Below are 10,449 nucleotides of genomic sequence, written 5' to 3' on the forward strand. Positions count from 1 at the left end.
TCAACACCAGGCAGCAGGGGCGCTATCCGCTCCCACGCCGCATCCGTCAGTTCACCTCGACCCACCACAAGATCAATTATCAGACAGGGCCTAGGCGGGGTCCTGGGTGCTGTTCTCGGAGCGCATCGCGCGGGCCTCCGACTTCAGGATGCGGGCCGACTTGCCCAGGGAGCGGGCCATGTCCGGCAGCTTCTTCGAACCGAACAGCATCAGGCAGACCACCAGGACGATGATCAGGTGCCAGGGCTCCAGGCCGTTGCGGAGCATGGAATACCTACATTCGGGTGAGGGGCGGAGGACAGGGGACGCACCGATGATTCGGGGTCATCGAACAGCGCGGCAAGGGTCCTGTACAAATCTGAAGAAATCCTGAAAACCATCAGGACCGTTAGGCTCGGCGCCATGGGCTGGCTCCGCGCGCTGAAGGACACCGCGCGGGCGGCCGTGACCGTCGAGCGGCGCCGGCTGGAGCCGCTCGTCGCGCTCCGGGCCGCCGCGGGCCTGGCGCTCGTCATCGGGGCCGGGCTGGCCCTCCTCGGGCCGGGCGCGGCGGCGAGTTCCGCGTTCGGGGCCTTCATGGCCGCCATCGCCACCTTCCAGCAGAGCTGGCGCCCGCGCCCCGTGCTCGCCCTCGCCTCCGGGCTGACCCTGGCCGTCTCCACCTTCCTCGGGTACCTGGTCGGCTCGGCCGACCTGGGGCTGTTCCTGCCGATGCTGGCCCTGTGGGCGTTCGGGGCGGGGCTGCTGTGGGCCGCCGGGCCGACCGCCGGGATGATCGCCTCGGGCAACGTCGCGATCATGCTGGTCACCGTCACCCTGCCGACCTCCGTCCCGCAGGCCGCCGGGCACGCCGCGATGATCGCCGCGGGCGGGGTGGTCCAGGCGCTGCTGATCGTGCTCTTCCCCGTCCGCCGCTGGGGCGCGCAGCGCGACGCCCTGGCCGACGCCCTCGCCGCCGAGGCGGACTACGCCCGCCGGCTGCGGCACGACCCCGTCTGCGCCTTCGACCCGGCGCCGTTGATGAAGGCCCGGGACGCGGCCGCCGTCACCGTCCGGCAGGCCCGGAGGCGGCCCGCCGAGCTGCACGGGGCGCGGGGGCTCGCCGAGCGGATCCGGCCCGTGCTGGCCTCGCTCGCCGACCCGGCCGTCGGGGCCCCCGCCGAGGGGCCGGGGCGGGACCGGGTGCGCGCGCTGCTGGACGCCGCCGGGACCGTGCTGGACGCCGCCGCGCACGCGATCCGCCACGGGGACCCCGTACGGCTGCCCGGGCCGGCCCTGGAGGTGCTGAAGGCCCCAGACCCCCCGGAGGTGCTCCGGGGGGCGCCGCTGCGGGCCGCGCGCAGGCTCGCCGCGCTGCTGGAGGACGTCCTGGAGACGGCCGAGCCGGGTACCGGGCGCACCGCCGACCCCGGTGAGGCCCGCCTGCGGCCCACCGTGCCGGCCCTGGTGCCGCTGGTGCTGAAGGCCGTACGGGCCGAGCTGCGGCCGGACTCGCCGGTCCTGCGGCACGCCGTCCGGGTGACGGGGGCGGCGTGCGCGGGGTACCTGATCGGGCAGGCGCTGCCGTTCGGGCACGGCTACTGGGCGCCGATGACCTCGGTGATGGTGATGCGGCCCGACTTCACCCAGACCTGGTCGCGGGCCGTCGCCCGCTTCGCCGGGACGCTGGTGGGGGTGGGCGCGGCCACCGGCGTCGTCCAGCTGTTCCATCCGGGGACGTACCTGTCGGGGCTGCTCGCCGTGGTCAGCGCGGGGCTGATGTACGCGCTGATGCGCACCGGGTACGCCGTCACGCAGGTCTTCGTCTCGGCGTACGTGGTCTTCCTGCTGGGCATGGGGGGCGTCGGCTGGGACCAGACGGTCCCCGACCGGATCGCGCTCACCCTGGTCGGCGGGGTCCTCGCGATGCTGGCGTACGCCGTCTACCCGGCCTGGGAGACCCCGCGGCTGCGCACCCGGCTGGCGGACTGGCTCGCCGCCGACGGGCGGTACGCGGCCGCCGTGCTCGGGCCGTACGCCGATCCGGCCGGGGCCCGGCGCGAGGAGGTGCGCGAGGCCCTGCTGGCGGCCCGCGACGCCCGCATCGCCTGGCAGGAGGCGCTGGCGCGGGCGGAGGGGGAGCCGGTGCGCCACCGGGGCCTGTCCCGGGCGGCCGCCGACGGCGCCGGGGAGGCGGTGGCCGGGTTCGGGCGGGGCGCCATGCTGCTGGAGGCGCACCTCCCCGACCGGGCCCACGACCCCGTGCCGGGGGCGGCCGAGCTCGCGGAGGCGCTGCGCGGGGCGACCGCGGCGGGGGCGAGGGCGGTGCGGGAGCGCCGGGTTCCGCAATGGGAGCAGGTGCGCGCGCTGCTGGACGGGGGGAACCGCCTGCCGGAATCGGGCGTCGTACGCCAGGCGGCGGAGCGGCTGCTGGACTCTCTGGACGAGGTCGCCCAGGCACTCCGCCCCTGACAGTGATCACTGCGGTACCCCGCGTGCACGTGCATCTGCCCATGCATGCGGTGGTGAACACAGCTATGATCCGGTGGAGTTGACATCTGCACTATCGGGGGCTTCCTGTGGACCACGCGTACAACGGGACGGCAGCTGCAGAACTCACTTCCCTGTATGAGCTGACCTGGCAGAAGAGCAGACACAGCAACTCGCAGGGATCCTGCGTGGAGTTCGCCAGACTGCCCGGCGGCGACGTCGCCATGCGCAACTCGCGGTTCCCCGACGGTCCGGCGCTCGTCTACACGCCGGCCGAGATAGAGGCGCTGCTCCTGGGCGTCAAGGACGGCGAGTTCGACCATCTGATCGGCTGAACGGAACGGCGCCAAGGATCAGGCCATGCACGTGCACTGGCCGGGACTGATCGAAAGGATCAGGCCCGGCCAGTGGTGCGTCGCGCGGCGAGCGGTCAGTCCTGGAGCAGGAACAGCGCCCAGACCACCTTGCCGGTGAGCCGGCCCGCGAGCGGGTGCCAGCCCCAGCTGTCGCTGTAGGAGTCCACCAGGAACAGTCCGCGCCCCGACTCCAGGTCGCAGTTCTCGTCCGTGCGCTCGGGCGCGAACGAGCCCCCCGGCCGGTCCTCGCTCGGGTCCCGCACCGCGCACACCAGCCGCGTGCTCCACCGCATCAGGTGCAGCCGCACCGCCGCCGACTCCGGCTGCTCGCCCCCGCAGGGCCGCGCGTCGTCGGGGAGGGCGTGGCGCAGCGCGTTGGTGACGAGTTCGGAGACCACCAGCGCGACGTCGTCGAAGCGGTCGTCCAGGTCCCACTGGGACAAGGTCGATCTGGTGAAGGAGCGGGCGCCCCGCACCGCTTCGAAGCGGGCCGGCAGGGCGCAGGAGGCGGACCCGGAGACGGCCGTGGGATCGACCGGGGGCAGCCCCTGCCGTAACGGCTCGAGCATGACCGATCCAATCGTCCCCATGCGAGGCACTCCCGGGATTCGCGGACGAAGCGGTCGGCTCCGGCCAAAGAGAACTGCGGGGTGGGTCCGGCGCCGGCGCGAAGAGCACGCAGGTGCGCGGCACCATCGTTCCGAATGCGGAAGCCGGATGCAAGGGCAGATGCACGTGCACGCGCCGGACCTGTCCACTCCCGTGACGGTTCTTGCTCATTTCTTCCTACGCATACTTACGGACTTCTTTTCCGGGACGCCGGATTCCGTTACAGAACGAGTACGGGCCGATGCGTTTTGGTGGCAGACTGCGGCACCGGGGATACGGGGGCCCCGACGAGGCACGCGCACACCACGCGCACACCATTGCGATGGGGAGGGCAGGACTAGTGACCGCAGAAGCCAGCGGTTCTGTGGTGCGCCGCATCCTCCTGGGCTCACAGCTCAGGCGACTCCGAGAATCCCGCGGCATCACCCGTGAGGCGGCCGGCTACTCGATCCGCGCATCCGAATCGAAGATCAGCCGCTTGGAGTTGGGAAGGGTGAGCTTCAAGGCCAGGGACGTCGAAGACCTGCTGACCCTCTACGGGGTCACGGACGGCGCGGAGCGTGAGTCCCTCCTGGGACTGGTGCGCGAGGCGAACGCGGCGGGCTGGTGGCACAGCTACGGCGACGTGCTCCCCGGGTGGTTCCAGACCTACGTCGGCCTGGAGGGCGCCGCCTCCCTCATCCGCATCTACGAGGTCCAGTTCGTCCACGGCCTCCTCCAGACCGAGGCCTACGCCCAGGCCGTCGTCAAGCGCGGCATGCCCAACGCCTCCGCCGCCGAGATCGACCGCCGCGTCGCGCTGCGCCTGGAGCGCCAGAAGGTCCTCGTCTCCGAGAACGCGCCCGTCTTCCACGCCGTCCTCGACGAGGCGGCCCTGCGCCGCCCCTACGGCGACCGCGACGTGATGCGCGGCCAGCTGGAACACCTGATCGAGATCAGCCAGCGACCCAACGTGCAGCTCCAGGTGATGCCCTTCTCCTTCGGCGGACACGCCGGCGAGAGCGGCGCCTTCACCCTGCTGCGCTTCCCCGAGTCCGACCTGCAGGACATCGTCTACCTGGAGCAGCTCACCAGCGCGCTCTACCTGGACAAGGAGGAGGAGGTCGGCCAGTACGCACGGGCGATGGAACGGCTCCAGGCCGACTGCCCCGACCCCGACCGGACCCGGGATCTCCTGCGCGGACTGCTCCAACTGTCTTGAACCGCACGTACTATGACGTCTGATCAGTGCTCGACGAAGAACGATCGGTCTCCGGTGCAGCGCAAGGGTGCGCGCTCGCAGTAAGGGATGGCATGTCCATATTCACCGACCTGGCTCACCAGTACATAGACGGCGAATGGCTGGCCGGCACCGGTTCGTGGGACATCATCGACGTCAACCCGTACAACGGGGAGAAGCTCGCGGCCATCACCGTGGCCACCGTCGAGCAGGTCGACCGGGCCTACCGCGCGGCCGAGCGGGCCCAGCGGGACTGGGCCGCCACCAGCCCCTACGCGAGACGCACCGTCCTGGAGCGCGCCCTGCGGATCACCGAGGAGCGCCAGAAGGAGATCGTCGAGGCGATGATCGACGAGCTCGGCGGGACCCGTCCCAAGGCCGAGTACGAGGTCCACCTCGCGATGGAGTTCCTGCGCGAGGCGGTCCAGCTGGCCGTCCGGCCCGAGGGCCGCATCCTGCCCTCGCCGGTCACCGGCAAGGAGAACCGCGTCCAGCGCCTGCCCGTCGGCGTCGTCGCCGTGATCAGCCCCTTCAACTTCCCGCTCCTGGTGACCCTGAAGTCGGTCGCCCCCGCGCTGGCGCTCGGCAACGCCGTCGTCATCAAGCCCAACCAGAACGCCCCGGTGTCCGGCGGCGGGATCATCGCCAAGATCTTCGAGGACGCGGGCCTGCCGGCCGGGCTGCTGAACGTGCTGGTCACGGACATCGCCGAGATCGGCGACGCGATCCTCACCCACCCGGTCCCGAAGGTCATCTCCTTCGCCGGCTCCGACCGCACCGGACGGCACGTGGGCGCGGTCGCCGCCCGCCACTTCAAGCGGACCGTCCTGGAGCTCAGCGGCAACAGCGCCCTGGTCGTCCTCGACGACGCCGACGTCGACTACGCGGTGGACGCGGCCGTCTTCAGCCGCTTCGTCTTCCAGGGCCAGGTCTGCATGGCCGCCAACCGGATCCTCGTCGACGCCTCCGTGGCCGAGGAGTTCACCGAGAAGTTCACCGCCCGGGTCCGCGCCCTGAAGACGGGCGACCCGCGCGAGGCCGACACCCACATCGGCCCGCTGATCAACCCCTTCCAGGCCGACGCCCTGACCGCCCTCGTGGACCGCGCCGTCGAGTCCGGGGCGCGGGCCCTCGTACGGGGCTCTACGCGCGGCAACCTGGTGGAGCCGACCGTCCTGGCCGGGCTCCCGGAGGACTCCCCGCTGCTGGGCCAGGAGATCTTCGGCCCCGTCGCGCTGCTGGTGGTCTTCGACGGGGAGGAGGAGGCCGTGCGCCTGGCCAACGCCACGCCGTACGGGCTCAGCGGCGCGGTGCACACCCGCGACGTCGAGCGCGGGGTCCGCTTCGCCCAGCGCGTCGAGACCGGGATGTTCCACGTCAACGACTCCACCATCGGCGACGAGCCGCTGACCGCCTTCGGCGGGGAGAAGGCCTCGGGGCTGGGCCGCCTGGGCGGCGAGGCCACGGTCGAGGCCTTCACCACCCAGAAGTGGATCTCCGTCCAGCACGGCCGGACGACTTTTCCCTTCTAGGGCGCCATCAAGGACAGAAGCTGACCGCAATGATTTGTAGCGTGGTGGGTGTCGGCGGGGGAGACCCCGGACACCACCACGGCAAAGGCGGTCGGTCATGGCACACCCCACCCAGGAAGTCGCGGGAGACGAGCGCGGCACGCTCCTGCTCTTCGTCGAGGACCAGCGCGAGGCCCTGCGCCGGGCCGCGTCGGGCCTGACGGCGGAGCAGGCGGCGAGCCGCCCCACGGCGAGCGAGCTGTCGCTGTCCGGGCTGGTCAAGCACGCGGCCGAGGTGGAGCTCAACTGGCTCCGCCTGGCCCAGCAGAAGCCGAACGAGCACCGGCGCGCGCCCGGGGAATGGCACGAGGGCTTCCGGCTGGCCGAGGGGGAGACCCTCGCCTCCGCCCTCGCGTTCTGGGACACGGTCGCGGAGCAGACGACCGACTTCATCAAGGCGGTCCCCAGCCTGGACGACGACTTCCCGCTGCCGCCGGCCCCCTGGTTCCCCGAGGACGCCACCGTCTCCATGCGCTGGATGCTCCTGCACCTGGTCCGGGAGTTCGCCCGGCACGCGGGCCACGCCGACATCATCCGCGAGACCCTGGACGGCACGAAGGCGATGGGCTGAGCACTTCCTCCGGGCCCGGGCTTGCACCTCACGCGGCGTGAGGAACCACAGTGGAGGGCGTACCCAACCGGAAGGAGCGGAAAAGCGATGGGCTACCCCGTGGGCCAGGTCGCCGGTTTCGCCGGAGTGACGGTGCGGACCCTGCACCACTACGACGAGATCGGCCTGCTCTCCCCGAGCGGCCGCAGCGGCGCGGGCCACCGGCGTTACGACGACGCCGACCTGGACCGGCTGCAGCGGATCCTGTTCTACCGGGAGCTCGGCTTCCCGCTCGACGAGGTCGCGGCCCTGCTGGACGACCCGGATTCGGACCCGAGGGAGCACCTGCGCCGGCAGCACGCCCTCCTGACCGAACGGATCGCCCGGCTCCAGCAGATGGCCGCGGCCGTGGAGCACGCCATGGAGGCGAAGAAGATGGGCATCAACCTCACGCCCGAGGAGAGGTTCGAGGTGTTCGGGGACAAGGACCCGGAGCAGTACGCGGAGGAGGCCGAGCGCCGCTGGGGCGGCACGGAGGCCTACGCCGAGTCGCAGCGCCGGGCGGCCTCGTACACCAAGGAGGACTGGCAGCGGATCCAGGACGAGGTCGCCGACTGGGGCGCCCGCTACGCCGCCCTGGTGGCGGCGGGCGAGCCCGCCGACGGCGAGGCGGCCATGGACATGGCCGAGGAGCACCGGCGGCACATCTGCGACCGGTACTACGACTGCCCCTACGAGATGCACGTCTGCCTGGGCGACATGTACGTCGCCGACGAGCGGTTCAAGGCGTTCTACGACGGCATGGGCGAGGGCGTGGCCGAGCACCTGCGGGACTCGATCACGGCCAACGCCGTGCGCAAGGCGTAGCCGGTCCCTCACCCGTACCGCCCCCTCCGGTCCCTGGAACCCGGTGGGGGCGGTGTGCGTTCATAATTGAGACCGCCTGCATCGTCGCGTCCCCCACCGCAGACGTCCCCCTGCTGATCCAGGAGAGCCCGGAAACGTGGAACCCCTCTACACGCTTGCCCTCGGCCCGCAGTGGCTGTCGCCGGACTACCTGATCGGGCAGTTCGGCCTGATCGGCATCCTGGTCATCGTCTTCGCGGAATCGGGTCTCTTCGCCTTCCTGCCGGGCGACTCCCTGCTGTTCACGGCCGGCCTGTTCACGGCCAGCGGCAGCATCAAGGAGCCGCTGTGGCTCGTGTGCACGCTGATCGCGGCCTCCGCGATCATCGGCGACCAGGTGGGCTACCTGATCGGCAAGTTCTTCGGCCCGAAGCTGTTCAACCGGCCGAACAGCAAGGTCTTCAAGCGGGAGAACCTGGACGCCGCGCACGACTTCATGGAGAAGCACGGCCCCAAGGCGATCGTGCTCGCCCGCTTCGTGCCGATCATCCGCACCTTCGCCCCGATGGTCGCGGGCGCCGGCGCGATGAAGTACCGCACCTTCCTCGTCTACAACATCGTCGGCGGCATCGCCTGGGGCGCGGGCGTCACCTGCCTCGGCTACCAGCTCGGCCGCTTCGACGTCATCAAGAACAACATCGAGGCGATCTTCATCGTCATCGTGCTGATCTCGGTGATCCCGGTGATCTTCGAGGTGCTGAAGGCCCGCAAGGCCAAGAAGGCCGCCGCGTCCGCCCCGGCACAGCCCGCGTACCCCTACGAGGAGCAGCCGCCGGCCCCCGGCCAGCGCGGCCGCCACGCCAAGCGCTGACGCGGGGCGCCCCCCGGCGCCCGGTACGACGTCCACCCGCGCCCCGGAGACGGCCCGTCTCCGGGGCGCCGGTGCGTCCGGGCGCCCCCGGCCCGGCGGAGGCCTCAGAAGCCGCGGGTCCGCTTCGCCGCCGCACGGCGCTTGGCTTCGGTGCGCGCCCCCGGGATCCGCATGAACAGCCGTGAGGTCTCCGACCCCAGGTTCACCCCGATCGCGATCGCAAGCGCGATCGCGGCGGCGTTGGTGAGCGAGGCGAGCCCCTTGTCCAGCCGTCCCTCGGCGATCGACAGGAGCCCGAAGTACGTCACCGAGCCGGGCAGCAGCGGGCCGATGGCGGCGGTCACGTACGGCAGCGCCGAAGCGAACCGGTACCGCGAGAACAGCTGCCCGAACAGGCCGACGAGCCCGGCCGCGATCGCCGTGGACGGCACCGGCGGCAGCTCGGCGGCGCGCAGGGCGCCGAAGGTCACCCAGGCGACCCCGCCGTTCAGGGTCACGATCCACACGGTGGACCGCTCCTGCTGGAGCAGGATCGCGAAGGTGAACACCAGCACCATCGAGGCCAGGGTCTGGAGCACCGGCCGGTGGGGGATCTGGAGCACCTCGTCCGGGTTCGGCGAGGAGCCGATCTGGAGGCCGACGTAGATCACCGCGAGCACGCCGATGATGATCCCGATGAAGAGGTACATGACCTCCAGGAGCCGGGCGGAGGCGGTGATGTAGAAGCCGGTCAGGCCGTCCTGCACGGCCGCGACCAGGGCCCGCCCGGGCAGCAGGGCGAACAGTCCGCCGGTGATCACGGCGGAGGCGCGGACGTCGGAGTCGGCGAACTTCAGGGCCACCCCGAGCGCGGCCGGGGGCATCGCGGCGACCACGAACTGGTAGAACTCCGGCATCCCGCGGTCGGCGAAGTACCAGGCCAGCCGGTCGCCGAGGACGGCGCCGAGCGCGGCGCAGAGGAACACCGTCACCCCGCCGCCGACCAGGACGGAGGCGGCCGCCGCCAGCAGCCCGGCCGCGCCGGTGAGCACCCAGGTGGGGTACGGGTGGCGGTTGCGGCGGATCACGGCGAGCCGGCGGTAGGCCTCCTCCAGGGAGATCTCCACCTCGGGCGTGCTGATGTCGGCCACCAGCCGGAAGACGGCGGCCAGGCGGGTGTAGTCGGTGCCGCGGCGGCGCACGGTGCGGCTCGCGGAGACCGGGTTGCCGACCAGGGAGGGCTGGTGGGTGATCGACAGCATGGTGAACGTGACGGTCGGCTCGGCGCGGTCGAGGCCGTACGAGCGCGCCACGGCGAACATCGCGGCCTCCACGTCCTCGGCGCCCTCGCCGCCGGCGAGGAGCAGCTCCCCGATGCGCAGGGTCAGGTCGAGGACGCGGCCCACGGCCGGGCCGGCCTCGCTCTGCCGCTGCGCGGGCTCGGGCACGGGACGGACGTCCACGGGCATGCGCAGCATCGTGCGCATGCGGTCCTGCCAGGGGGAGGAGGCGGGGAAGGCGGGGGCGGGGGCCGGCGTGTAGGCGGGCGGGGAGTGCTGGGCGCTGTAGGTGGCCGTGGCGGCCGGCGGGGTGAAGCCCTCCGGCAGGGCGAACTCCGAGGTGGGCTGGTCCTCGGGGGCCTCCGGCTCCATCCCCGGCGGCGGCGTGAAGGCGCTGTGGGCCTCGTCGGACTTCGGCTTCCGGTCCTCGGGACCGGGTTCTTCGGCCTCCGCCACGCATCCTCCCACCCTTGATCACTGGCGGTATCAGTATGCGGAATCGTTTCGTCCGTGGCGAGGCCGGGCGGGTGGGGGAGGAGCTCCCCGCAAGCTCCCAGCGAACGCGGCGGCGGGGGGGGCCCCCCCGGGGGGGGGGGGGCCCCCCCCCCCCGCGCCCCCCCGCCCCCCCCCCCCGGGGGGGGGCCCCCGGGGCGGGGCGGCGGGTTGGGGGCCACGAAGGCCCGCCCGCCCCCGGCGCCC

At 72.2% G+C, this 10,449-nt stretch carries 10 protein-coding genes; 7 read left to right on the forward strand and 3 right to left on the reverse strand.

The features are described 5' to 3' along the window. Positions 1 to 90: 90 nt before the first annotated feature. Positions 91 to 267, reverse strand: a complete 177-nt coding sequence (gene tatA / locus ACIRBY_RS38515) for a Sec-independent protein translocase subunit TatA (RefSeq protein ID WP_042813909.1) — start codon at positions 265 to 267, stop codon at positions 91 to 93. Between the two features lie 135 nt (positions 268 to 402). Here tatA and ACIRBY_RS38520 point away from each other — a divergent pair, with 135 nt between their 5' ends. Next, positions 403 to 2,451 (forward strand): FUSC family protein, encoded by a 2,049-nt coding sequence (locus tag ACIRBY_RS38520; protein ID WP_403910081.1) that lies wholly within the window; start codon positions 403 to 405, stop codon positions 2,449 to 2,451. Positions 2,452 to 2,558: 107 nt separating this feature from the next. Further along, positions 2,559 to 2,804, forward strand: coding sequence for a DUF397 domain-containing protein (locus ACIRBY_RS38525; protein ID WP_403910084.1), 246 nt, complete (start codon positions 2,559 to 2,561; stop codon positions 2,802 to 2,804). 95 nt (positions 2,805 to 2,899) lie between these two features. Here the strand turns inward: ACIRBY_RS38525 and ACIRBY_RS38530 are convergent, their stop codons facing one another. Continuing rightward, the gene (locus tag ACIRBY_RS38530; RefSeq protein WP_403910087.1) at positions 2,900 to 3,394 is read right to left on the reverse strand and encodes an ATP-binding protein; all 495 of its coding nucleotides are present in this window, start codon (positions 3,392 to 3,394) and stop codon (positions 2,900 to 2,902) included. Between the two features lie 362 nt (positions 3,395 to 3,756). Here ACIRBY_RS38530 and ACIRBY_RS38535 point away from each other — a divergent pair, with 362 nt between their 5' ends. The 5 genes from ACIRBY_RS38535 (at position 3,757) to ACIRBY_RS38555 (ending at position 8,491) form a co-directional block, all read left to right on the forward strand. Then, entirely contained in the window at positions 3,757 to 4,635 is an 879-nt protein-coding gene (locus ACIRBY_RS38535; RefSeq protein WP_403910090.1) for a helix-turn-helix domain-containing protein, read from the forward strand. A gap of 92 nt (positions 4,636 to 4,727) precedes the next feature. After that, complete coding sequence (locus ACIRBY_RS38540; protein WP_403910093.1) at positions 4,728 to 6,185, forward strand: aldehyde dehydrogenase family protein; 1,458 nt, start codon at positions 4,728 to 4,730, stop codon at positions 6,183 to 6,185. 97 nt (positions 6,186 to 6,282) lie between these two features. Further along, on the forward strand, positions 6,283 to 6,795 hold the full coding sequence (locus ACIRBY_RS38545; RefSeq protein WP_403910096.1) for a DinB family protein: 513 nt from the start codon (positions 6,283 to 6,285) through the stop codon (positions 6,793 to 6,795). Positions 6,796 to 6,882: 87 nt separating this feature from the next. After that, positions 6,883 to 7,641: a MerR family transcriptional regulator gene (locus ACIRBY_RS38550; protein WP_403910099.1), complete on the forward strand. Its 759-nt coding sequence runs from the start codon at positions 6,883 to 6,885 to the stop codon at positions 7,639 to 7,641. 136 nt (positions 7,642 to 7,777) lie between these two features. Further along, complete coding sequence (locus ACIRBY_RS38555; protein ID WP_403910102.1) at positions 7,778 to 8,491, forward strand: VTT domain-containing protein; 714 nt, start codon at positions 7,778 to 7,780, stop codon at positions 8,489 to 8,491. A gap of 104 nt (positions 8,492 to 8,595) precedes the next feature. Here ACIRBY_RS38555 and ACIRBY_RS38560 read toward each other — a convergent pair whose 3' ends face one another. Next, positions 8,596 to 10,206: a threonine/serine exporter ThrE family protein gene (locus ACIRBY_RS38560; protein ID WP_403910105.1), complete on the reverse strand. Its 1,611-nt coding sequence runs from the start codon at positions 10,204 to 10,206 to the stop codon at positions 8,596 to 8,598. Positions 10,207 to 10,449 lie beyond the last annotated feature (243 nt).

Origin of the sequence: Streptomyces sp. NPDC096136 (assembly GCF_044763325.1) — a bacterium.
Taxonomy (GTDB): domain Bacteria; phylum Actinomycetota; class Actinomycetes; order Streptomycetales; family Streptomycetaceae; genus Streptomyces.